The sequence below is a fragment of the Streptococcus sp. oral taxon 061 genome (assembly GCF_013394695.1).
In the GTDB taxonomy this organism is placed as follows: Bacteria; Bacillota; Bacilli; order Lactobacillales; family Streptococcaceae; genus Streptococcus.
In genome coordinates this window covers 1,686,834-1,709,216 of sequence record NZ_CP058258.1, presented here as the reverse complement: position 1 = coordinate 1,709,216, position 22,383 = coordinate 1,686,834, and the positions used below count along the sequence as shown (strand labels likewise).

The following is a 22,383-nucleotide window of genomic DNA, read 5'->3' as shown; positions in this document are numbered from 1 at the left end:
CATTCCTAAAAATTGCAATCACTATCTTGTCTGGGTATTTCCAGATGGGGTGGTGATTCTTTTTAGAGTAAATACATATAATTATCTGCATTTTGAACCCAGGCATTTGCCTTACAAGTAGCGTTGGTAATAGGTACATGAAAAAATACCATCTTATTTTCAAAACTAGTGCAATCTTATCCTACTTATTTTTCGTATATGGACTTTCTCAGCTAACACTTATAATCCAAAACTACTGGCAATTTTCTTCTCAAATTGGCAATTTTTTCTGGATTCGAAATCTTGTCAGTCTAGTCTTCATCGGACTGATGGTATGGATATTAGTCAAGACAGGTCATGGATATCTTTTTGTTATTCCAAAGAAAAAATGGCTTTGGTATACAGTTTTGACGATTCTCGTAGCTGTGCTTCATATAACGTTTAATTTCCAAACGGCTAGACATGTTCAGTCTACCTATGAAGGTTGGGCCGTGTTAATCGGTTATAGTGAGACAAATTTTGCCGAGTTGGGACTCTACCTATCCTTATTTTTTCTAGGACCTCTGATGGAAGAGTTGATTTATAGAGGATTGCTCCAACATGCTTTCTTTAAAGATTCGAAATTTGGGCTTGACCTGATTCTCCCTTCGGTTTTATTTGCTCTTCCTCACTTTACAAGTTTTCCCAGTGTACTAGATATTCTTGTTTTTGCGACATTTGGAATCTTTTATGCGGGTCTAACTCGTTATACCAAGAGTATCTATCCTGGTTATATCGTTCATGTTATCAATAATATCGTTGCAACATTGCCATTTTTGTTAACATTTCTTCATCGAATATTCAGTTAAAACAAGACCTGTTTTCAAGTCTTGTTTTTAATTTTCGGTCAAATAAATTGCATTCGCTTTCTTGAGGGAGTATACTGGTATAGTTGAATGAAAAATTCTGATAATTTAATCTTAGAAAAGAGAATCTTATGGCAAAACCTATTCGTGTTTTACTTTACTATAAATATGTTCCCATCGAAAACGCAGAACAATTTGCGGCTGACCACTTGGCTTTCTGTAAGTCTATTGGCCTCAAGGGCCGTATCCTAGTGGCTGACGAAGGGATCAACGGAACTGTTTCTGGTGACTACGAAACAACGCAAAAATACATGGACTATGTTCACAGCCTTCCAGGGATGGAAGACCTCTGGTTCAAGATTGATGAAGAAGAAGAGCAAGCTTTCAAGAAGATGTTTGTTCGCTACAAAAAGGAAATCGTTCACCTTGGGTTAGAAGATGAAAACTTTGACGAGGACATCGATCCTCTTGAAACAACAGGTGCTTACTTGTCTCCAAAAGAATTCAAAGAAGCTCTTCTAGATGAAGATACCGTTGTTCTTGATACTCGCAATGACTACGAGTACGATCTTGGACATTTCCGTGGAGCTATCCGTCCGGATATCCGCAATTTCCGTGAGTTGCCACAATGGGTCCGTGATAACAAAGAAAAATTCATGGATAAACGTGTCGTTGTTTACTGTACAGGTGGAGTCCGCTGTGAGAAATTCTCAGGTTGGATGGTCCGTGAAGGCTACAAAGATGTCGGTCAATTGCACGGAGGAATTGCGACTTATGGGAAAGATCCAGAAGTTCAAGGGGAACTTTGGGATGGGAAAATGTACGTATTTGATGAACGTATCGCAGTCGATGTCAACCATGTCAATCCAACCATTGTAGGGAAAGATTGGTTTGATGGAACACCATGTGAACGCTATGTCAACTGTGGAAATCCATTCTGTAACCGCCGTATCTTGGCATCAGAAGACAACGAAGACAAATATCTCCGTGGTTGCTCACACGAGTGTCGTGTTCATCCACGCAATCGTTACGTTTTAGAGCATGAATTAACGCAAGATCAAGTTATCGAGCGTCTAGCAGCGATTGGTGAGAACCTAGATCATTCTGAAGTTATATAATAGATATTAACAGCCTTTCAGGGCTGTTTTTCTATGCTTTTGACCAAAAAATCTTAAATTTGTTTCTGCATCTTTCAGGAAAATGGTGTATACTATATGTAAACGATTTCAAAGGAGACCATTTATGGTGAAAACATTTTTTATTCCAAATAAACAAAGTATTCTAGGACAACAGGAGATTCTTACGGCCAAATCAATTTTAGGTTTAGTAGAAGGCCTAGAGTCGCATAGTTATGATGCTGTCTATCTCCGTCAACCCCTTAATCGCCTCGAGTATATCGAGTGTGGAATCGTGGGCAAATCTCAGTTCCTCTTTAAAGTTCGCTACCTAGACTCTCAAAAAGGCTATCAAGTAATCATTCCTGACTTGATTACAAGAGCTGATTGGGAGATTGTAGAAGCTCTCTTGCAAGCCTTATCTAGTAAGGTCGGTGAAGAAGTTGAAGGCTTGGCAGACTTTGATTTGGAAAATTATTTCCACGATACTGTTAAAAACTATTTGGCGGATAAGGGTGCTCGTTTGGGCTTCTGCCAAGGAATTCTATCACCTGTTTACTTTGACAAGAAGGATTTAGAAAGCTTCTTAAAAGAAGATGGTTTGGCACGTTTTGAAGCATTAGTCAAAAAGGTTCAAGGGTCGGATGCATATCCTGCCAGCGCAAAATTTTATCCAGATGGAGAAGGTAAGGTTCATGGTATCTACCACCTAGCTCAGGGAGTAAAAACTATCTTACCAAAAGAACCTGTGATTCCAGCGCCTTACGTTGAACAGTTAGTAGGCAAGGAGCTTGTATGGGAGATTGACCTGGTGAAAATCTCTGGAGATGGTTCAAAACCAGAAGACTATGAAGCAGTAGCTAGACTGGATTATCAAGCGTTTTTAGAAGCTTTGCCAAAAGAACTTTATCAGGACTTAGATGCTAACCAAGTAGAAGTAGGCCCTGTTTTAGGGAAAGATTTTGAGAACTTAGTAAAAGGTAACTAGAGGCATAAATGAAAGATATTGGTTTTAAATAATGTGAAAAGGCAGATTTTTGGTCTGCTTTTTATGTAAGATAAAATCCTGTCAAGAGTGACAGGATTTTATCTTACATAAAAGCAAGGATTCGAAGATAGTCAAAAACAAGAGCCATTTCTGCTAGGAAAAAGAGAAATAGGATGCTTCCGTTGACTAGAAAGGCTAAGAGAAGGCGATAGAAGGAGTCAACTTGACTGTCCTTGCTAGGTCTTGAAATGATATAGAGGTTACCAAGTAGAACCATGCCCATACTAATGAGGCAGAGAAGAGCCGCAAAGCGTAGACCGTTAAAGAAGGCAAAGAAGCTAGCAATACCTGTCAAGAGAATTGGGATAGCCAAGAGTCTGCTATGTACTTGAAAGGCTCTTTCCAATGTCCAATCACTGTCCTGATCGACAAAACGTTTGACTACAAATCCACCCATGAGGATAGAGAAGAAGAACAAACTTGTCGCTACCAGGATGGAGAAGATAGAAAAGAGATTTAGTGAAGGGAGATGCTGGAGAGCTTTAGAGTCGATGGCTGCCATGCGGCCGTAGTAGCCTTGCTTGGCGTGATAAACTGTAAAGAGGAAACTCGTGGCAGAAAAGATAGTTAGGAGCGCAAAAGCAGTGTAACTGTGTTTTTTATCTGTATCGAAACTTGCTGTCGGTTCTTTAAGGGCACCTTGTAACCAAATCCAAAAATCAGCCAATTCTTCTTTGAAGATTGCAGTTTTTGTAGATGTAGGGTCTGGTAAAAATGGGCTTTCCAAAGATTTGCTGGTTAAAGGTTTGCTTGTCTGAGAAACTTCTTCAACAGGTTCTTCTGACTTGTCTGTCTTTGTTACCAGTTCTTCTTCAGCTTCTTCAGTTTCTTCTTCTTCAGCCTCTACTTTTTCTAGGTCAGTTTCCTGATTTTCAGGATTGGCTTGAGGATTTTCCTCAACTACTGGCGCCTCTTCTCTTGCCTCTGAATCTTCTTCAAGGAGAACTGAGTCGGATGGGCTATCTTTTTTATCATTGTTGGCTGTTTTTTCGAAATCAGCACTTTCAAACCATTCTTGAGTCATAATAGACCTCCCTTTTTTGATTAATTTTTGAGTAGTAACTACTAGTTGTCTTTATTCATGATTTCTATAAGAAAGCATGCGACCTTATTATGGGAAATAGATACTTTGATTCGATTTTGCGACGAGGAGATCTTGCGTATCTTTTTTTTCTGTTTTGTAAGGGTTAGCTAATGCTTCACCTTTACTACCTCCCGTAGGTATGTCACGTCTGTCTCGATGCCAACGATAGATATCACCATGTTCAGCAGAAAACTCAACATTGATTCGATCAAGTTCCTTTTGAGATAACTCGAATGAGATATCTTTTCTTGCCTCGAATTCCACTCGACCATGCACTTGGATATCGTCTGCCTCGATATGTTCATGATCTGCTTGGATGCGGCTATCTGTTAGACTGGTTTCAAATACATTGACAATTCCAGTTGTAGTCAGTTGGCTATTTTTAATCTCGCTATCAGTGATACGAAGAAGAAAGCCATTTGACAGAATCTTGGCATTGTTGATTTTTGCATTGGAAATTGAAAGGATACGATGGTCAACCTGAGCTGTAAGATTTTTTAAGTCCTTTCCTCTTGGTAATGAGAGTACGATTTCATCATTGCGGCTAGAAATTCCGCTTGCGATAAAGAGGATACCTTCGATACTAGAACCTATAGAGCGACGTGTAGTTGATTTAGTATCAGTTATTTCAAGACTTTTCTCTTTGATAGAGTGTTGAAGGTTCTCTTTTTCAGAGATGGTCGGGTGATACTGGAGGTGGATCTTATCATCGTTTGACTCCGTAATGACGAGCGAATGTTCTGTTAGTGAGATGTTTAGATTTTCAATATCTTTATCAAAAACGAGCTCTTCCATTCGGCTTTCAAAGACTGGATTTTGAGACATTGCTAGGAGGCTTCTGACACCATCGGTTTGGATGCCGATGATTATCATGGCAAAACCAATGATACTAGTAACAACACCAAAGATAAGAAATCCTTTTGTTAATTTACGCATGACTTTCACCTCTCTTTCCTCTATTAAGAATCCACTGAATAAGTCGAAGGATTAGTAATCCAAAGAAACGTGCTACATAGGAAGTCGCTAGTAAGACTAGAGACGAAGCCCCGATAGCTAGTAAACCTCCACCAAAAATCAGCACAAAAGCAGATGTAGATTCAGCCAGGACGTAGAAGCTTTCAAATAGGAGAACGCCTCCTAGGATTAGTCCAGCTGCTGATACAGCAAAGAAGGCTAAAAGTACACTAACCGCAGCGATAAAAATCCCGATGATAGCCATGAGAAGACCAATCCCGACTGGAATCCCAATAGGTGCAGCCAGAAGTGCGATGATTGCGATTTGTAAAACCTGACGGTTGTTCTTATTGGAATTTTCTTCGTTGATTTTTTTATCAAGAAGTGTAGTCAGGACATCATGGGCAGCTTCTTTTGGACTTCCCAGGCTAGCTATTAGGTCTTCCTCGCCTTCAGGACCAGCATCATCAAAGAGTTCTTTGAAGTAATCCATGGCTTCGATGCGATCAGCTTGAGGAAGCTTCATCAGATAGGCTTCAAGCTGATTCAAATATTCAGTTCTTGTCATGGCGAATGCTCCCTTCTATGATGCCGTTGATAGTGTCAGTATAGAGTGTCCATTCTTCTCGAAGGACAAATAGTTGCTCCTCTCCAATTTCTGTCAAGGAGTAGTACTTGCGCATCCGACCTTGGTATTCGCGAGAGTATGTAGTCAGATAGCGGTTGGTCTCCAGTTTTTTCAAGATGGGGTAGAGAGTAGATTCCTTGATTTTGGCGATGAGTTTAATGGTTTGGCTAATTTCATAACCATAGGAATCCCCTTGTTCTAGAATGGCCAAGATGAGAAATTCAATCAAGGCCGATGATGTTGGAAAATACATGGGGCACCTCCTTTTTTAGTATGTAAAAATTTTATATATAATTATTCTACACATACATCATACATCTAAATGAAAGCCCTGTCAAGTAATATGTGTAAAATTTTTATATATAAAAATCTCCTAGTAAAAACTAGAAGATTGGAGGCTGTTTTGCATTACTTTGAGGCAATGCTTATCTGTAATCCTCATCATAAATGGGCGGAAGATAAAAATACTTGTCTTCAATCTTGATTTTGGCACAGAGGATGCCGTTTTGATAGACATATCCGTTAAATGGAGGATAGCTATCCAAGTTTTTTAGGATATTCTCAGGCAAAGAACTAAAATTGTAATCCCTCAGAGCCCCAGAACCAATCAATCTTTCAGTCCGATAAGCCTTGATTTCTTTTTCATATTTTTTGAGAAATGCTTCTCGTTTGCTTTCAAAGAGAGCCAAATCTCCATCATCTAACTGGTAATAGCGTTCATAACCAGCAATCCAAGAAATATAAACACACAGTAAAGATTTTTCTATCTCAGGAGAGTAGCCAATTGTAAAGTAATTTTCTTTGTCGACCTGCCGATTTTCGACTGTGATAGTTTGTATAAAGTTAGTCATGATAATCTCCGTTTCAAGAATGAACTAGAAAGATTTCTCATTTAAAAATCTTTTAGCTCATCAAAGATTTCTATAAATTTTTCTTTGTCCATCCCTAAATCTTCAGGTAGTAAATCTAAGATCTCAACTAGAGCACTATAGATATCCTCTCTCTCGATTGTTTCAATAAAACAGTTACGTTTGTCCATTTTATTGAAACCTTGAGTATATTCTCTTATGAGAACTTCTACGTTTGTCATAGTGTTCTCATTGGGGTTTTCTAGAAGCTTTATAAGGCTTGCTCTAGTCTTTCTATATAGAGAGGCTGCTTTTTTTGCGTTTGCGGTTGAAATATTCTCTTGACCATCCCATGAGCGAAATGGATTGTCTAGGTTTTGGGCTAGCCATTCAGCTTTTCTCGGTTTTGTTATCCAAAGATTCAGTCCCTTGTCCTGCTGTTTTTTATAATATTTTTTGGCCACTTTAGCGGCCTCTTCTGGTAAGCTGCTCATCCAAAACATGCTTAATCGAGGTAAATCTTCTGGTTTGGGAATATCCTCTGCAGTAAAGCCAAACAAATCAACAGTTGAAAAATTGACTAACTCTTTGAACTCTGATAATTTATGGAAATTAAGAATATGACCAGGTTTCCCCCACAATCTTAATTCCCTAAGATTTGGATAGTTATTCAAGATTTGTGCAAAGTCTATTTCAAGGATGTTAGAACAATGGATGGCTCCCAAATCCTTTAATCCCAGTACCTTAGGCAGAGAACGATCAAGTTGTAATCGTAAGCTGGCTCCATGATCCTTTACAAGTATCTGACAATTGTCGCTCATGTCTCCTAATAAGAGTAGCTCCTCCAGATCATCATTCAATATAAGTTCCTCTACACCTGTCAAATCAATGGAAAGTCGATGTATGGATGTCTTAGAAAAATCCAGTTTTGTTTGTCCATGCTTTTCAAGAACTAGTTCTGTAATAAAAGGAGTCGACTGCAAATATTCATATATATTTTTGTGCCATTTAGTTAATGCCAACTTAGATAAGCAAGGAAATACTTTTAATTCTGATGCGTCTTCAAAAGGCGTCCACTCGTCATTGATATTGTGTTTAGAAATACGATACTCATTTCCTGCAAATGAAACTTTTTCCTTGCTTTTATCTGCTTTCTTAAATAAATCTCTTTTTTCTTTTGGTATTTCTTGCCATTTCAGTTGCCTATAAATATCGTAACCATTTCCCCAAAACATAGCATATGTGTTTGTGCTTTCAGTTGTTAATGGTGTTGTATTACCAATAAAAATATAATGTGACGGTACATGAATATCAACATTACTAAGATGTAAGTTTCTTTCCCAGTACATAAAATCTATATAGAGTGGCTTCAAAGAAGATAGTTCTTCTTCTCTAAGAGGTTCTTCTCCTGACCAGTCTAATGACAGCAGGACAGCCTGAGGCTTTTTCTCCCCCTCTTCGATCTTGGTTATCTGGCAAGCTATGTATTTTTTTAGATGGGTATTGTAAACACAATAGACGTCCCCTGCTTTTGCTAGCATATAAATTTCTCCTTAAATGTTACTACATTTTCAATAGTCTTTTTAGACTTTTAAACAAATACTTGTTTGTAATTGAGTTAAAACAAGTAAAGTTCTTTAAGATTTTATTTTAGATAGATTTCTGGTTTCTCAATGACTGAGCCATACTTCAATTTTGGTAATTGAAGGATTTTATGATGCAAAAGTTTAACCTCCTTGGAAGGTTTGATTGTTAGATATTCTAGCTTTATCAGATTAATGATTGAAGTTGCGTCCTTACTTTTTTGGATACCAGTAAAAAAGTTGAAATAGCGTAACTATGGTATATCATTTAAAAAGTTAGAGGAATCTACATGGATGTTTTTAGGGGCAAAACAATCCCCTTCAATTGAGAGAGTTTCGACTTCTTTGAGAGATAAATTGTATAGTTGTTTCCATCATAGGTATATTATAGCATGTTTAGGATTCAGGGAAGTCTTGTGAAGAGTCTTATCAAACATTTTTAAAAGAAAAAGCCAGACATCCGTCTGACTTGAAAAGTATTTCTCGTTGAGTTGAATTTCAACCTTTTAAAGGATTTTATCCGCTCGGTCCACTATAAAGACTGAAATAATGATAATGATATCAATAATTAGAAGAGCCAGTACGGCTGGGACCCAAGATTGGAAAAAGTTAAAACTGTAACCAAAGAGGGCTGGGCCGATGGCTGCCAAAATGTAGCCACCGGTCTGGGCAAGTCCAGACAATTGAGCCGTCTTTTCAGGTGAGCTTGTTTTGATAGAGAAGCAAACCATGAGATAGGGGAAAAGTGCGCTACAGGCAGTACCAATTAAGAGATGGGCCACCAACCAGTAGAGGAAACTGTTGCTCGGGTATAAAAGCATAGCAATTCCAAGCATTCCAGCCAGAGAGACGATTGTTAACATGATTTGACGGTGACGATTGGACAAACGAGTCGTTAGACTTGGAATGGTCATGGAGAAGGGGATACTAGTCAGAGAAAAGATAGAAGCTAAAAGACCGGCATCTGTGTGAGATAAACCAGCACTGATTGCCATGGTAGGTAACCAGGTCATACTAGTGTAAAAGAGTAAGGATTGGAGACCGCAAAAAATCATGATAGCCCAAACCTGCTTGTTTTTTAAGATATTCTCTTTCTTTTGTTTTTTCTCATGCCCTTCCAGAAAATGGTTGTACCCATGGTTGGGTAACCAAATGAAGAAGGTTAGCAAGCAGAGAAGGCTTAGACAAAGGATTAAACCTTTCCAAGAAGTAGCTTGAGTGATAGGGACAGAGATGTAAGAGGAGAGGGCAGTTGCAATCCCCATAGAAGTCACATAAAGTGTTGTCAGAAAACTGATTTTTTGCGGGTAGTTTGCCTGAATGACACTAGGAAGAAGCACGTTGAAAATAGCGATACTTGCTCCGATAAGTAAGGTTCCCAGATAGAGCAGAGGGAGATTGAAGATACGAATCACTGAACCGACGGTCAAGACGATAAGACTATAGGTGAAAAGGTGCTCAAGTCCAATTTTTTGAGCCAAACGGGTCGCAAAAGAGGAGAAAAGGGCGAACATCAAGAGAGGAAGACTCGTCAAAACACCAAGTGAACTGACCTCAACTCCTAAACCTTGAGCAATATCTCCTAAAATAGTCGGTAAGGCCGTAAAAGGAGCTCTTAAGACCGCTCCAATTAAGATAATTCCTAGAATAAAAAAGAGTGATCGTTTTTTCATGTGGACCTCAATAAGCTGATTTTGATAACAGCTTATTTTAAGGCTTTTTCCTATAGATGTCAAGATGGCGTGAGGGAATCCGTCTTTTAGCTGCGAAAAATCATTGAAAAAAGTTTGATAGATTTACTAGTTTTTTTCTGGGATTCAAATAAAAATAGGAAAGTCTGAAAAATTGTGATAAAATAGTGAAAGAAAATCTATAAATTGGAGAAGTACTGTGTCTGAAAATCGTAAATTTAGCGTATTGATGTCAGTCTATGTTAAAGAAAATCCAGCCTTTCTAGAAGAGGCAGTAGAGAGTATCTTACATCAAACGCTCAAACCTAGCGAAGTGGTAATCGTCGAAGATGGTCCACTGACACCTGAACTGTATCAAGTTTTGGGAAAATTGGAAGCACAGTCAAGTATTCCAATCAAACGTTGTCCGCTTGTTCAAAATCGTGGTCTAGGTTTGGCGCTTCAGTTTGGTGTCTTACAGTGCCAATATGACGTTATTGCCCGTATGGATACAGATGACATTGCTGTCGAAGACCGTTTCGAACAACAGTTTGAATTGATGGAAAAAGAAAACTTGGACCTGCTAGGTGGTCATATCGCAGAGTTTATCGACCAACCAGATGAGATTGTGTCTTACCGTCGTGTGCCGATTAAGCATGAGGATATCGTTGCCTACCAACGTATGAGAAGTGCCTTTAATCACATGACTGTTATGTTCAAAAGAAAGATGGTTCTAAAGGCTGGCAACTACGAAGACGGTCTCTATATGGAAGATGATCTCCTTTGGCTCAATATGATTAGTGCAGGAGCTCGAACTGGGAATGTGGATCAGATTCTATGTAAGGTGCGAGTGGGAGCAGGGATGTTTGAACGTCGTGGTGGCCTTCGCTATCTAAAACTCTATCGCCAAGCACGAAAGAGAATGCACGAGCGTGGACAGATTTCTTACGGTGAATATCTGAAAAGTGTCTTAATCCAAGTTGTTGTTGCCCTCTGTCCAGGCTTTATACGACAGTTTATATTTTTAAAACTTCTAAGAAAAAGCAAGTAATTGTAGCCAATTGGATTTTAAAAATTTATCTGAAGATTACTAGAAAATGTGATTTTGTGTAGGAGGATACCATTCACATGAATAAAAAAATAACAGATTACGTAATTGATCTGGTTGAAGTATTAAATAAACAACAGAAACAAATATTTTGGGGATTTTTTGATATTGCCAGTATGGTCTTATCAATTATTGTTTCCTATATTCTATTTTATGGCTTGATTAATCCAGCCCCGGTAGACTATGTCATTTACACAGGCCTAACCTTCCTTTTCTACCAGCTTATGATTGGATTTTGGGGGCTGAATGCTAGTATTAGTAGATATAGCAAAATCACAGATTTTATGAAGATTTTCTTCGGAGTGACTATCAGTAGTATCTTCTCTTATGTGATCTGCTATGCTTTCTTGCCACTCTTTTCTGTCCGCTTTATCGTACTCTTTATCCTATTAACAACTTTCTTGATTCTACTTCCTCGTATCACTTGGCAGTTGATTTACTCAAGACGTAGAAAGGGAAATGGCGAAGGAGAACACCGTCGTACCTTCTTGATTGGTGCAGGCGATGGTGGTGCGCTCTTTATGGACAGCTACCAACATCCTACTAGTGACCTTGAACTGGTTGGGATTTTGGATAATGATGAAAAGAAAAAAGGACAAAAGCTTGGGAAAATCCCAGTTTTGGGTTCTTATGATGATCTACCAGAATTGGCTAAACGCTATAGAGTTGAAAAAGTTATCGTTGCGATTCCGTCACTAGATCCATCTGAATATGAGCGAATCCTGCAAATGTGTAACCATATCGGTGTAAAATGCTATAAGATGCCGATGATTGAGTCAGTTGTGCAAGGCATCCAACCTCAAGCAGGTGGTTTCCAGAAGATTGATATCACAGACCTTTTAGGACGTAAGGAGATTCAGCTTGATGAATCACGTCTGGGTTCTGAAATCACTGGTAAAACCATCTTGGTGACCGGTGCCGGAGGATCAATCGGTTCAGAAATCTGTCGTCAGGTTAGTCGTTTCAATCCTGAACGTGTCATTCTGCTCGGTCATGGAGAAAACTCTATTTATCTTATTTACCATGAATTGATTCGCAAGTTCCAGGAAATTGATTTTGTTCCTGTCATTGCTGATATTCAAGATTACGATCGTTTGCTTCAAGTTTTTGAGCAGTACGAACCAGCTATTGTTTACCATGCTGCAGCCCATAAACATGTTCCGATGATGGAGCGTAATCCAAAAGAAGCCTTCAAGAATAACATCCTTGGAACTTATAATGTTGCTAAGGCAGTTGACGCTGCTCGAGTTCCAAAAATGGTCATGATTTCGACAGATAAGGCCGTTAATCCACCAAACGTAATGGGAGCAACTAAACGTGTGGCTGAGTTGATTGTTACAGGTTTTAACCAACGTAGCCAATCAACCTATTGTGCGGTGCGTTTCGGTAACGTACTCGGTAGTCGTGGTAGTGTGATTCCTGTTTTTGAACGTCAGATTGCTGAAGGTGGTCCTGTAACGGTGACAGACTTCCGAATGACTCGTTACTTTATGACTATTCCAGAAGCTAGTCGTTTGGTGATTCATGCGGGCGCTTATGCCAAGGATGGGGAGGTCTTTATCCTTGATATGGGCAAACCAGTACGCATTTACGACTTGGCTAAGAAAATGGTTCTACTCAGTGGCCATACTGAAAATGAAATTCCAATCGTAGAAGTAGGGATCCGTCCAGGTGAAAAACTATATGAAGAGTTACTTGTATCAACTGAATTAGTTGACAATCAAGTAATGGACAAAATCTTTGTTGGTAAGGTAAATGTGATGCCTCTTGAAATAATCAATCAGAAGATTGAAGAGTTCCGTACTATGCAGGGTTCTGAGTTGAAGAGAGCTATTATTAGCTTTGCTAACGAAACAACACATGTTGACTAAATATAGATAATCTCTTTTTTCTAGATTTCGAGAGACTTTCAGAGTTTTTTGAACAAACTTGTTATTATTGAACAGATATGGTAAACTATAGTAAATAAAAAATTAGGGAGTAACTTATGATTAACGCTTATAAGAATTTTTTTAAAGGATATGTAGATTTTGCAGGCCGTTCAACACGTTCCGACTATTGGTGGGTTTGGCTTGGAAATATTATTCTTTATATTCCTTTCTTCTTAACATACGGAAATGCTCTGGCTAATTCGCGAAACGAGGGTGCTCTTATATCTTTGGGCTTTATCGCTATTATCTATTTTATTTTTGGCCTAGCACTTTTATTGCCGTCACTTGCTTTGATGGTCCGTCGCCTTCGTGATGCTGGTTTCCACTGGGCATTGATCTTTATTTTATTCGTTCCACTAGGTAGTATTGTTCTTCTAGTACTTTTCGCTATGCCAACAAAGGAAACACTATAAGATTAACTATCTGAAGAATGCTACAAGGACTAAGAAGTTTCAATCTTGCATAGGACTTCTTGAATATTATTGAACAATTTGCTAACACTCCCAGGTCTTTTACTAGATTTGGGAGTGTTCTATAACTGTACAGTATCTACTAGTAAAATAAAAAATGGGAGTATCCTATGATTAATGCGTATAAAAATTTTTTTAAGAATTATGCAGAGTTCACTGGACGTTCAACGCGGCCAGATTACTGGTGGGTTTGGCTAGGAAACTTTATTCTTTCTATTCCTTTCTGGATTATCTATTTCTACACCGTATTTCTTAGTGCCGTGATGGATTCAATAAACGATTCAGTGAGCGAAGCGACTTTTATGGTATTTGGCTTAGTTGTTATTATTTATGCAGTTTTCTACCTAGCAATCTTAGTGCCAACACTAGCTTTGTCGGTTCGCCGTTTGCGTGATGCTGGATTCCACTGGGCCTTTATCTTCCTTCACTTTGTTCCAATGGTCGGACGTTTTGCTCTATTAGTTCTGCTAGCTATGCCAAGTAAGGAAGTAGAAATAGTAACAACCAATAGGCCTAAAGAAGTTGAAAGCGAAGAAGTTTCCCCTTTTGAATAATTGGACGAATATGGGGAATGTCATTCTCCTCATTATGATCAGACAAAAAGCTCCCAAACCTAACTTTTAGGCTGGGAGTCTTTTGTTTAACGTTTTAATTGTAGATGCTGTAAAATGTCTATTGGGTGGTGAGCAATCCAGTCAGGATGATAGGTCATGAGCTCCGTTTCATCGCCAAATCCCCAAGTAACCGCTAGTTTTTTAATGCCAGTTTCTTGGGCGCCAATCATATCAAACTTGGTATCTCCAACAATAACCACTTTTTCTGGAGCTAAATCATGTGTTGTTATAGCTTGACGAATAACATCTGCCTTGTGCAATGCTTGAGGGCTAGAACCATAGATACCATCAAAGAATTGATTGATCTCAAAGTTGCTGGTCATATCAATTGCAGTTGGTGTATTCTTCGTAGTAGTGATATAGAGTGGGTATTGTTGAGCTAGTTCAGTTAGCAGGTTTTTGATTTGTGGAAAGAGCTGGGCTTCGTAAACTCCCTTTTCCTTATAGTAGGAACGATAAAGCTGGATAGCTGTTTCAACTTGATCTGCTGGGAGGCAACTAGCGAAACTTGTTTCTAATGGTGGCCCCATAAAGCCACGGATGGTTTTTGCATCTGGACTAGGGACTCCCAGTTGTTCGAAAGTATAGGTGAACCCATTGTGAATACCGATTGAACTATCTACAAGGGTTCCATCTAGATCGAAAAAGATGGCTGATAGAGATGACATTGATTCTCCTCATAATGATGAAATTATTCACCGAAGATTTCTTTTTGAAGGCGACGACCTGTCGGTGTGGCAGCAAGGCCTCCCTCGGCAGTTTCACGAAAGGCGGTTGGAAGACTAGAGCCCACTTGGTACATGGCATCAATGACTTCATCAACTGGGATTTTTGATTCGATACCAGCTAAGGCCATATCGGCTGCGATAAAGGCGAAGCTTGCTCCCATGGCGTTACGCTTAACGCATGGAACTTCAACCAAACCTGCAACGGGATCGCAGATAAGACCAAGCATGTTTTTGATAACGAAGGCGATGGCCTGGCTCGCTTGATAAGGGGTTCCGCCTGCAGCTAGGGTTAAGGCAGCAGCACTCATGGCTGAAGCTGAACCAACTTCGGCTTGACAACCACCTTCGGCACCTGAGATAGAAGCATTGTTCGCAATGACGAGACCAAAAGCACCCGCAGCAAATAAGAAGTCTAGTTGTTGTTCATGAGTTAGACCCAACTTTTGAATAGCAGCTGTGAGGACTGCGGGAAGACAACCGGCACTACCAGCAGTAGGAGTTGCACAGACCAATCCCATCTTGGCATTGTGTTCATTAACGGCGATAGCGTTACGGGCGGCAGACAAGACAGTGAAGTCAGACAGCGTCTTTCCTTTTTTGATGTAGTGGTCGAGCTTGGCAGCATCACCACCTGTCAAACCGCTACGAGATTTCTTTTCACTAAGGCCAAGTTCAACAGAAGCTTTCATAACCTCAAGATTGCGTTCCATGAGGAGGAGAACTTCTTCTCGCTCACGACCAGTTAGCTCAAACTCAGTTGTAATCATGAGTTCAGCAACATTTCCTTGAAAATCTAGTTCGGCTTGTTCGACTAATTCTTTGATAGAGTAAAACATATTTTCTCCTATTGAAAGAAATTGACATTGTGCAAATGAGGAATTTTACGAATTTCTTCGATAGATTCTTCACAGTTGCGACTATCAACTTCGATAATCATAATGGCTTTCTCCCCGGCCTTTTCTCGGGTCACATTCATTTGAGCGATGTTAATGTCAAAGCGTGATAGGGCCTCTGTCACATGAGCAATCATACCTGGAACATCTTGATGAACGATGATAATAGTAGGTGTATTCATGTTGAGGGATACCGCAAAACCATTGAGTTCTGTCACCTGGATATTTCCACCGCCGATTGAAATTCCTGTTACGCTGATAGTCTTACGATCGTTCTTAACAGTGATTTTCGTAGTATTTGGGTGGGGAGCATTACTGTCCTTTTGGATGGTCCATACGATTTTAATGCCACGCTTATGAGCAATTTCTAAACTATTTGGAATTTCAGGGTCATCGGTATCCATTCCTAATATCCCAGCTACAAGGGCAAGGTCTGTCCCGTGTCCACGATAGGTTTTTGCAAAAGAGTTAAAAAGCTGGAATTCAACTTCAGTTGGAGTATCATCAAAGATAGATGAAACGATTTTACCGATACGAACAGCTCCCGCCGTGTGACTACTAGATGGCCCAATCATGACTGGTCCAATGATATCAAAGACAGATTGAAAACGAAGTGATTGCATCTGTTTCCCCTTAAAAAGATTCTTACTTCTATTATATCAAAGATTGGATGTAAGTGCTTATTTACATTCTGAAATATATAAAAATAGCAAAAACCTTTAATACTAAGGGTTTTGTAACAAAAAACGCTTTTTTCAGGTAAATAAATCACAGTTCTGTAACATTTCTACACAAATTCGTTAACAAATAGTAACATTAGAAAGGTATCATGGTAGTATAAGAAAAAAGGAGAACTTTTTTAAATGAAATTAAACATTAAGACTAAACTTGCAGGATTTGCAGTTGTACTTGCTTTCCTTGCACCATCACTAACTTTTGCACAAGAAACAAAAACTTACACAGTTAAACCTGGAGACACTCTTTCAGAAATTGCTGAAACTTACAACACAACAGTTGAAAAGTTAGCTAAATTGAACAACATTAAAAATGTTGACCTTATCTTTATTGACCAAGTATTGATTATCGATGGGGCAGCTCCAGTTGCTGAAACTACAACAACAGAAGCTCCTGTAGCAGAAGTTGAAGAAACTCCAGCAGTTGCTGAAACTGTTGTAGAAGAAACTACATATGAAGCTACTTACGAAGCTCCAGCACCTGCAGCGACAGAAAGCTACTCAGCTCCAGCTGCAACTGTAAGCGGATCTGAAGCAGAAGCTAAAGAATGGATCGCTCAAAAAGAATCAGGCGGTAGCTACACAGCTACAAACGGACGTTACATCGGTCGTTACCAATTGACAGATTCTTACTTGAACGGTGACTACTCAGCTGAAAACCAAGAACGTGTAGCAGACGCTTATGTTGCAGGACGTTACGGTTCATGGACAGCTGCTAAGAACTTCTGGCTTAACAACGGTTGGTATTAAGAAGATATAGAAAAGGAAGTCTCAAAGACTTTCTTTTTTTTGTTTACAAAGATATCAACTTCTCGCTCTAGTTCTGTTAGTAAGTGTTCGTCTTCTACTAGCTTAGCTAAGGAGAGTCCATTTTGACCAACTGAGCATCATTAGTACAAATGCCTATACGAATATAGGAAAACGCAAGTGTGTCGTACTGTCTGCTTATTTTTGCTTCCTCCAAGAGAGTGTAGTAAAGCTGTTTGCAAAGCAACTTATCACCATTGTAAAGATAAAGAGTTGAGAGATTCAGCAGCAACATCATATTTTGTCATTTTTATTATATCTAAGCATGTCTACTAGTCCAATAATTGGACTAGTGATTGGACATACTGAAATAAATCCAATAAATTCTATTATTATTATAGCTCTTAGTACGATATGGGCATTAATTTTGGTTGTATAGAAAATATTTTTATAGAGACGAAGATGACTAAAGTTTTTATCAATAATTGGCTCCATAATATCTATAGGGAATTAACCTGCTACCAATATCATAGAGCCCTAAAAAAGAGCCGTTTAAGGCTCTTTTTGTGTGTTTACATTTGATGAGAGATCATTATAAACATTGGTGTTGAGGGCTTACAAGTTTATGGGATTTCGCCATCTAGATTAGTTAGACGAACTGGTTGTATCGCTATTAGACTCTGATTGAGAATCTGAAGAATCAGCAGCTTGTCCTCCTGTATTGGCACCAGTATCTCCTCCACTGCTAGCACTATCAGTGGAGTATTGGTCTGTTGCAGGTGCTTGGGAATTAGATATGCTTCCATTTGTTTCCGGATAGCTTTGAATATAGCTACTATCTTCTGAACGGCTGGCTTCGAGTTCGGCATCTCTAGTAGTCGTTTCTGTTTGGGTAGTTTCTTCTTTTTTGGTCAAAACTTCAACTTGTTTTTGGAATTTAGAGATCAGTTCTTGAATTGGTTTTATTTTTTCTTCAATGGAAGTTTGTTCGTTAGTAGAGTTAATATCTTTAATGATTTCTAGTATTTTTTGTAAAGAAGTGATGGTCGTTTCAAGTTTTTGTTTATCTTGAAACTGGCTATCAGAGTCCTTTATATCTAATTTTAAAGCTTTTTCAGTATAATGCTTTGTGACTTTATCGGCAGTAGAAGTAAGAAAGTCTGTTAGTGTCTTTTTACCCGCATCAGTGGTTGGTTTCAATTCCTGAATCTTTTTCCAATCATCTATTATGCTTTCAGAATCGATGTTGAAGTCTTTAATGGCATTTTTTACTTGTTCAACATCTTGTTGATTTTTTTGTTGTTTGATGAGAGCAACGTTCCCTCTCTCTGCTTGGATTTTTTCTTGATGGAGGACTAAGCCTGTCAAAAGTCCAATACCTGCAATAAGTGTAATAATGAAAATAGTATTTTTTGATTTTAGTATATCTTTGTAGTTGTTCACAATAGTTCTACGCACGTGGATAAAGGTATATGTATGGAATCATGTGCGCATTCCTCCTCATTACAGTATATCATTTTTAGTTGATTTTAAAAATAAATTTTTAAAGTGAATAGAGGTTTAGGCATGAATTACTTTTTTGAGTTCTTAATTTTATGTATTTACAGAAGAGATTGCTAGATTTGTCTCCATCTTCCTTGTCATCTTTTTTAAAGCATGCTATAATGAATCTTGCTCAAGCGACCTTCAATCGTTGAAGCACACACGACCTTCAATCGTGAATAAACGAATAGATGGGAGACTTACCATGAGTGATAACTCTAAAACACGTGTTGTCGTGGGGATGAGTGGTGGTGTTGATTCGTCGGTGACGGCTCTCTTGCTCAAGGAGCAGGGCTACGATGTGATCGGCATCTTCATGAAGAACTGGGATGACACAGATGAAAACGGCGTCTGTACAGCGACCGAGGATTACAAGGATGTGGCTGCGGTGGCAGATCAACTTGGCATTCCTTACTACTCTGTCAATTTTGAAAAAGAGTACTGGGACCGCGTTTTTGAGTATTTCCTAGCGGAATACCGTGCAGGACGCACGCCAAATCCAGACGTTATGTGTAACAAGGAAATTAAGTTCAAGGCCTTTTTGGACTATGCCATGACCTTGGGTGCAGACTATGTAGCGACGGGGCATTATGCTCGAGTAGCGCGTGATGAGGATGGCACTGTTCACATGCTTCGTGGCGTGGACAATGGCAAGGACCAGACCTATTTCCTCAGCCAACTTTCGCAAGAACAACTCCAAAAAACCATGTTCCCACTAGGACATTTGGAAAAATCTGAAGTACGAAAAATAGCTGAAGAAGCAGGACTTGCGACTGCTAAGAAGAAAGACTCGACAGGGATTTGCTTTATCGGAGAAAAGAACTTTAAAGAATTTCTCAGCAACTACCTACCAGCCCAGCCTGGTCGCATGATGACTGTAGATGGTCGCGATATGGGCGAGCATGCAGGACTGATGTATTATACGATCGGTCAGCGTGGAGGACTTGGTATCGGTGGTCAACACGGTGGGGATAATGCCCCTTGGTTCGTTGTTGGAAAGGACTTGAGCCAAAATATCCTCTATGTAGGACAAGGTTTCTATCATGAAGCGCTCATGTCAACCAGTTTAGAGGCTAGTCAAGTCCACTTTACTCGTGACATGCCAGAGGAATTTACGCTCGAATGTACGGCTAAATTCCGCTACCGTCAGCCAGACTCGAAGGTGACTGTACATGTCAAAGGAGACAAGGCAGAGGTCATTTTTGCAGAACCACAACGCGCCATTACACCAGGACAGGCAGTTGTCTTTTACGATGGTGAAGAATGTCTCGGTGGTGGTTTGATTGACAATGCCTACCGTGATGGCAAGGTTTGTCAGTACATTTAGATTGACAAATTTTCTCAATTTGCTACAATAATAAAAGCAATAGAAATGATGGTCAAAGCTCATGGATGTTGCAGGCTTTTTTGTCCTGCACTTCTTACGAGTTTTGACTGTTTTTGTGTCGTTTAAAGGAAAGGACAAAAATGACTCAACAAGACTTTCGGACAAAGGTGGGAAACACTGTTTTTGGTGTTCGGGCAACAGCCTTGATTCTCCAAAATCATAAGCTCCTAGTCACCAAAGATAAGGACCAGTATTACACCATCGGCGGTGCTATTCAAGTCAACGAAAGAACGGAAGATGCGGTAGTCCGTGAGGTGAGGGAAGAACTGGGTGTCAAAGCTCAAGCTGGACAACTAGCTTTCGTGGTTGAAAATCGTTTTGAGGAAGACGGTGTTCACTATCACAATATCGAGTTTCATTATTTAGTAGACTTGCTTGAAGATGCTCCATTGACTATGCAGGAAGACGAAAAAACGCAGCCTTGTGAGTGGATTGACTTGGACAAGCTTGAGGATATTCGGCTGGTTCCAGCCTTTTTAAAGACAGCCCTGCCTGATTGGAACGGACAACTAAGACACATTCATCTTGAGGAATAGGAGAGAAAATGACTTATAATTTTACAGAAGAATACGATATTATTGTAATTGGTGCGGGACATGCTGGGGTAGAAGCCTCTCTAGCTGCTAGCCGTATGGGTTGTAAGGTCTTGCTTGCGACTATCAACATCGAAATGTTGGCTTTCATGCCTTGTAATCCTTCTATCGGTGGCTCTGCCAAGGGAATTGTTGTGCGTGAGGTAGATGCCCTGGGCGGCGAAATGGCCAAGACTATTGATAAAAGCTATATCCAGATGAAGATGCTCAACACTGGGAAAGGACCTGCTGTTCGTGCTCTTCGTGCGCAGGCTGACAAGGAACTTTACTCTAAGGAAATGCGCAAAACGGTTGAAAATCAAGAAAATCTCACCCTTCGTCAAACCATGATTGATGAGATTTTGGTGGAAGATGGTAAGGTTGTCGGTGTTCGTACAGCGACCCATCAAGAGTATGCTGCAAAGGCTGTTATTGTGACTACAGGGACAGCCCTCCGTGGGGAAATCATCATCGGAGACCTCAAGTACTCGTCAGGTCCAAACCACAGCTTAGCTTCGATTAACCTAGCTGACAATCTCAAGGAATTGGGCCTCGAGATCGGTCGTTTCAAGACAGGAACACCTCCACGTGTCAAGGCTTCCTCTATCAACTATGATGTGACAGAAATCCAGCCAGGAGATGAAACACCAAATCACTTTTCTTATACTTCACGTGATGAGGATTATGTTAAAGACCAAGTGCCGTGCTGGTTGACCTATACCAATGGTACCAGTCATGAGATTATCCAAAACAACCTCCATCGTGCGCCTATGTTTACAGGTGTGGTCAAGGGAGTGGGACCTCGTTACTGTCCATCAATTGAGGACAAGATTGTGCGTTTTGCAGACAAGGAACGCCACCAACTTTTCCTTGAGCCAGAAGGACGAAACACAGAAGAAGTTTATGTCCAAGGACTTTCAACCAGTCTTCCTGAGGATGTCCAGCGTGATCTGGTTCATTCTATCAAAGGTTTGGAAAATGCAGAGATGATGCGTACAGGTTATGCTATTGAGTATGACATGGTCTTGCCTCATCAATTGCGTGCGACTCTGGAAACCAAGAAAATCTCAGGACTTTTCACAGCTGGTCAGACAAATGGTACATCTGGTTACGAAGAGGCAGCAGGCCAAGGGATTATCGCAGGTATCAATGCGGCTCTGAAAATCCAAGGCAAGCCTGAGTTAATTTTGAAGCGCAGTGACGGCTATATCGGGGTGATGATTGATGACTTGGTGACCAAGGGAACCATTGAACCCTACCGTCTCTTGACCAGTCGTGCAGAATACCGCCTCATCCTCCGTCATGACAATGCTGATATGCGTTTGACAGAAATGGGGCGCGAGATTGGTCTTGTGGACGATGAACGTTGGGCTCGTTTTGAAATCAAGAAAAATCAATTTGAAAATGAAATGAAGCGTTTGGATAGCATCAAACTCAAGCCGGTCAAGGAAACTAACGCTAAGGTTGAAGCGATGGGCTTCAAGCCATTGACAGATGCGGTGACTGCCAAGGAATTCCTTCGTCGTCCTGAAGTTTCTTACCAAGATGTGGTAGCCTTCATCGGACCTGCTGCCGAAGAATTGGATGACAAGATTATCGAATTGATTGAAACCGAAATCAAGTACGAAGGCTATATCTCAAAAGCCATGGATCAGGTTGCCAAGATGAAACGCATGGAAGAAAAACGAATTCCAGCGAATATTGACTGGGATGATATTGACTCTATCGCGACTGAAGCTCGTCAGAAGTTCAAGCTTATCAATCCAGAAACCATCGGCCAAGCTAGCCGTATTTCAGGTGTAAACCCAGCAGATATTTCCATTCTTATGGTGTACTTAGAAGGTAAAAATCGAAGTATTTCTAAAAACTTAGAAAAAAAAGCTGACTAAAAATAAAAAGCTGA

At 39.9% G+C, this 22,383-nt stretch carries 22 protein-coding genes and 1 pseudogene; 12 read left to right on the top strand and 11 right to left on the bottom strand.

Translation table 11 applies throughout. The features are described from left to right. Nucleotides 1-137: 137 nt before the first annotated feature. From HW271_RS08485 to HW271_RS08475, 3 genes are all read left to right on the top strand, one after another. A complete protein-coding gene (locus tag HW271_RS08485) occupies nt 138-827 on the top strand; it encodes a CPBP family intramembrane glutamic endopeptidase (RefSeq protein ID WP_178895595.1) in 690 nt (229 codons plus the stop codon). A gap of 128 nt (nt 828-955) precedes the next feature. Then, complete coding sequence (locus tag HW271_RS08480; protein ID WP_178895594.1) at nt 956-1,942, top strand: rhodanese-related sulfurtransferase; 987 nt, start codon at nt 956-958, stop codon at nt 1,940-1,942. 124 nt (nt 1,943-2,066) lie between these two features. Continuing rightward, a complete protein-coding gene (locus tag HW271_RS08475) occupies nt 2,067-2,927 on the top strand; it encodes a DUF4299 family protein (RefSeq protein ID WP_178895593.1) in 861 nt (286 codons plus the stop codon). A 103-nt stretch (nt 2,928-3,030) separates the two neighbouring features. On the opposite strand, the gene HW271_RS08470 is transcribed toward HW271_RS08475, so the two are convergent. From HW271_RS08470 to HW271_RS08440, 7 genes are all read right to left on the bottom strand, one after another. Next, nucleotides 3,031-4,011: a DUF6574 domain-containing protein gene (locus HW271_RS08470; protein WP_178895592.1), complete on the bottom strand. Its 981-nt coding sequence runs from the start codon at nt 4,009-4,011 to the stop codon at nt 3,031-3,033. A gap of 87 nt (nt 4,012-4,098) precedes the next feature. Continuing rightward, on the bottom strand, nt 4,099-5,007 hold the full coding sequence (locus tag HW271_RS08465; RefSeq protein WP_178895591.1) for a DUF4097 family beta strand repeat-containing protein: 909 nt from the start codon (nt 5,005-5,007) through the stop codon (nt 4,099-4,101). Then, the gene (locus HW271_RS08460) at nt 5,000-5,593 is read right to left on the bottom strand and encodes a DUF1700 domain-containing protein (protein WP_178895590.1); all 594 of its coding nucleotides are present in this window, start codon (nt 5,591-5,593) and stop codon (nt 5,000-5,002) included. The genes HW271_RS08465 and HW271_RS08460 overlap by 8 nt, the downstream gene beginning before the upstream one ends. After that, nucleotides 5,580-5,906, bottom strand: a complete 327-nt coding sequence (locus tag HW271_RS08455; protein WP_049526196.1) for a PadR family transcriptional regulator — start codon at nt 5,904-5,906, stop codon at nt 5,580-5,582. Before HW271_RS08455 ends, HW271_RS08460 begins: the two co-directional genes overlap by 14 nt. A 172-nt stretch (nt 5,907-6,078) precedes the next feature. After that, nucleotides 6,079-6,504, bottom strand: coding sequence for a hypothetical protein (locus HW271_RS08450; protein WP_178895589.1), 426 nt, complete (start codon nt 6,502-6,504; stop codon nt 6,079-6,081). A 41-nt stretch (nt 6,505-6,545) separates the two neighbouring features. After that, nucleotides 6,546-8,042, bottom strand: coding sequence for a gliding motility protein (locus HW271_RS08445; protein WP_178895588.1), 1,497 nt, complete (start codon nt 8,040-8,042; stop codon nt 6,546-6,548). Nucleotides 8,043-8,590: 548 nt separating this feature from the next. Further along, nucleotides 8,591-9,757 carry an MFS transporter gene (locus HW271_RS08440; RefSeq protein ID WP_178895587.1) on the bottom strand — a complete coding sequence of 389 codons (1,167 nt, stop codon included), beginning with the start codon at nt 9,755-9,757 and terminating at the stop codon, nt 8,591-8,593. A gap of 217 nt (nt 9,758-9,974) precedes the next feature. On the opposite strand from HW271_RS08440, the gene HW271_RS08435 reads away from it, so the two are divergent. From HW271_RS08435 to HW271_RS08420, 4 genes are all read left to right on the top strand, one after another. Continuing rightward, the gene (locus tag HW271_RS08435; RefSeq protein ID WP_178895586.1) at nt 9,975-10,805 is read left to right on the top strand and encodes a glycosyltransferase; all 831 of its coding nucleotides are present in this window, start codon (nt 9,975-9,977) and stop codon (nt 10,803-10,805) included. Nucleotides 10,806-10,882: 77 nt separating this feature from the next. After that, nucleotides 10,883-12,733 (top strand): nucleoside-diphosphate sugar epimerase/dehydratase, encoded by a 1,851-nt coding sequence (locus tag HW271_RS08430; RefSeq protein ID WP_178895585.1) that lies wholly within the window; start codon nt 10,883-10,885, stop codon nt 12,731-12,733. A gap of 116 nt (nt 12,734-12,849) precedes the next feature. Next, nucleotides 12,850-13,206: a DUF805 domain-containing protein gene (locus tag HW271_RS08425; protein WP_178895584.1), complete on the top strand. Its 357-nt coding sequence runs from the start codon at nt 12,850-12,852 to the stop codon at nt 13,204-13,206. Between the two features lie 167 nt (nt 13,207-13,373). Beyond that, nucleotides 13,374-13,817, top strand: a complete 444-nt coding sequence (locus HW271_RS08420; RefSeq protein ID WP_178895583.1) for a DUF805 domain-containing protein — start codon at nt 13,374-13,376, stop codon at nt 13,815-13,817. An 86-nt stretch (nt 13,818-13,903) separates the two neighbouring features. Here HW271_RS08420 and HW271_RS08415 read toward each other — a convergent pair whose 3' ends face one another. Genes HW271_RS08415 through sdaAB form a run of 3 tightly spaced genes read right to left on the bottom strand, consistent with a single transcriptional unit; the run spans nt 13,904 to nt 16,121 of the window. Continuing rightward, nucleotides 13,904-14,545, bottom strand: a complete 642-nt coding sequence (locus tag HW271_RS08415) for an HAD hydrolase-like protein (RefSeq protein ID WP_178895582.1) — start codon at nt 14,543-14,545, stop codon at nt 13,904-13,906. 23 nt (nt 14,546-14,568) lie between these two features. Beyond that, on the bottom strand, nt 14,569-15,441 hold the full coding sequence (gene sdaAA, locus HW271_RS08410) for an L-serine ammonia-lyase, iron-sulfur-dependent, subunit alpha (protein ID WP_016466472.1): 873 nt from the start codon (nt 15,439-15,441) through the stop codon (nt 14,569-14,571). An 8-nt stretch (nt 15,442-15,449) separates the two neighbouring features. Continuing rightward, the gene (gene sdaAB, locus HW271_RS08405; RefSeq protein WP_006151069.1) at nt 15,450-16,121 is read right to left on the bottom strand and encodes an L-serine ammonia-lyase, iron-sulfur-dependent subunit beta; all 672 of its coding nucleotides are present in this window, start codon (nt 16,119-16,121) and stop codon (nt 15,450-15,452) included. Between the two features lie 240 nt (nt 16,122-16,361). Between sdaAB and HW271_RS08400 the strand changes: the two genes are divergently transcribed. Continuing rightward, nucleotides 16,362-16,982, top strand: coding sequence for a LysM peptidoglycan-binding domain-containing protein (locus HW271_RS08400; RefSeq protein WP_178895581.1), 621 nt, complete (start codon nt 16,362-16,364; stop codon nt 16,980-16,982). 277 nt (nt 16,983-17,259) lie between these two features. Next, a pseudogene (locus HW271_RS08835) lies at nt 17,260-17,449 on the top strand (hypothetical protein). A 175-nt stretch (nt 17,450-17,624) separates the two neighbouring features. On the opposite strand, the gene HW271_RS08395 reads toward HW271_RS08835, so the two are convergent. After that, entirely contained in the window at nt 17,625-18,422 is a 798-nt protein-coding gene (locus HW271_RS08395; RefSeq protein WP_178895580.1) for a hypothetical protein, read from the bottom strand. Nucleotides 18,423-18,726: 304 nt separating this feature from the next. Between HW271_RS08395 and mnmA the strand changes: the two genes are divergently transcribed. The 3 genes from mnmA (at nt 18,727) to mnmG (ending at nt 22,369) form a co-directional block, all read left to right on the top strand. Further along, on the top strand, nt 18,727-19,848 hold the full coding sequence (gene mnmA / locus HW271_RS08390) for a tRNA 2-thiouridine(34) synthase MnmA (protein WP_178895579.1): 1,122 nt from the start codon (nt 18,727-18,729) through the stop codon (nt 19,846-19,848). A gap of 140 nt (nt 19,849-19,988) precedes the next feature. After that, a complete protein-coding gene (locus HW271_RS08385; RefSeq protein WP_178895578.1) occupies nt 19,989-20,444 on the top strand; it encodes an NUDIX hydrolase in 456 nt (151 codons plus the stop codon). Nucleotides 20,445-20,452: 8 nt separating this feature from the next. Further along, the gene (mnmG, locus tag HW271_RS08380; RefSeq protein ID WP_178895577.1) at nt 20,453-22,369 is read left to right on the top strand and encodes a tRNA uridine-5-carboxymethylaminomethyl(34) synthesis enzyme MnmG; all 1,917 of its coding nucleotides are present in this window, start codon (nt 20,453-20,455) and stop codon (nt 22,367-22,369) included. Nucleotides 22,370-22,383 lie beyond the last annotated feature (14 nt).